The organism is Herpetosiphonaceae bacterium, assembly GCA_036374795.1.
Taxonomy (GTDB): Bacteria; Chloroflexota; Chloroflexia; order Chloroflexales; family Kallotenuaceae; genus LB3-1.
The window spans coordinates 1-1,350 of the sequence record DASUTC010000088.1 but is presented as its reverse complement, the minus strand read 5'-3'; the positions used below and the strand labels follow the sequence as shown (position 1 = coordinate 1,350).

Annotated in this window: 1 protein-coding gene; it reads left to right on the top strand. The window is 69.2% G+C overall.

The features are described 5' to 3' along the window. On the top strand, positions 1–1,350 hold a 1,350-nt coding region (locus VFZ66_06035), incomplete at both ends, for an amino acid adenylation domain-containing protein (GenBank protein ID HEX6288729.1).

The following is a 1,350-nucleotide window of genomic DNA, read 5'->3' as shown; positions in this document are numbered from 1 at the left end:
CTGGCGGTGCTGACGGCGGGCGGCTGCTATGTGCCGCTCGATCCGGCCTATCCAACAGAGCGGCTGGCGTTCATGCTCGACGATGCACAGGTGGCGGTGGTGCTGACGCAGCGGGCTGTGCGCGACCACGTGCCGACGACGACGCCGGTCGCCTGCCTCGACACGCTGGCGCTGGCCGCCTACCCGGCCACGCCGCCGCCCGCCCGCATCCACCCCGATCAGCTCGCCTATGTGATCTACACCTCCGGCTCCACCGGACGGCCAAAGGGCGTGATGGTGGCACATCGCGGCCTCTCCAATCTGGTCTTCAGCCAGATTCGTGAGGCGACGACTCAGGCGGATAGTCGGATGCTCCAGTTTGCCTCGATCAGCTTCGACGCCGCGATCTTTGAGATCTGCGCTGCGCTGGCTGCCGGAGCCTCGCTCTATCTCGCGTCGCAGGCCGATCTGCTGCCTGGGCCGACGCTCCATGCCTACCTGCAAACGCACGCTATCACGACGGTCGTGCTGCCGCCGTCGGCGCTGGCTGTCACCTCCGCCGCCGATCTGCCCGCGCTGCAAACCGTGGTAGCGGCAGGCGAGGCGTGCTCCGCGCCGGTCGTCGCGAGCTGGTCTGCTAATCGCCGCTTCATCAACGGCTACGGCCCCACTGAGGCGACCGTCTGCACCACCTATGCCGAGTGCCAGCCGGATGGTCGCACGCCGCCGATCGGACGCCCGATCGCGAACATGGCCGTGTATGTGCTGGATGTGCAGATGCAGCCGGTGCCCGTGGGCGTGCCGGGCGAGCTCTACATCGGCGGGGTGCAACTGGCGCGGGGCTATCTTGGCCGCCCCGATCTGACCGCCGCGCGCTTCGTGCCCGATCCGTTCAGCGGTACACCGGGCGCGCGCCTCTACCGCACGGGCGATCTGGCGCGCTGGCGGTCCGACGGGCAGCTTGAGTACCTGGGCCGCGTCGATCAGCAGGTCAAGCTGCGCGGTTACCGCATCGAGCTCGGCGAGATCGAAAGCGTGCTGCTGGAACATCCCGCCGTGCAGGCTGCGGCGGTGGATCTGCGCGAGACGCGGGCCAGCCACGAGCAGTTGGTAGCGTATGTCGTGGAACGAGGGGCCGGGGATGACGGCCTGATTGCCGACCTCCGCAGCTATGCGGCTGAGCGCCTGCCCGCCTACATGGTGCCGAGCGCGTTCGTGGTGCTCGACGCGCTGCCGCTGACGCCCAACGGCAAGGTCGATCGCAAAGCGCTGCCCCAGCCGGAGCGCACGAGCGCTCCGACGACGCTGGTCGCGCCCCGGACGGAGACGGAGACGACGCTGGCGCGGATCTGGGCCGACGTATTGGGCCTG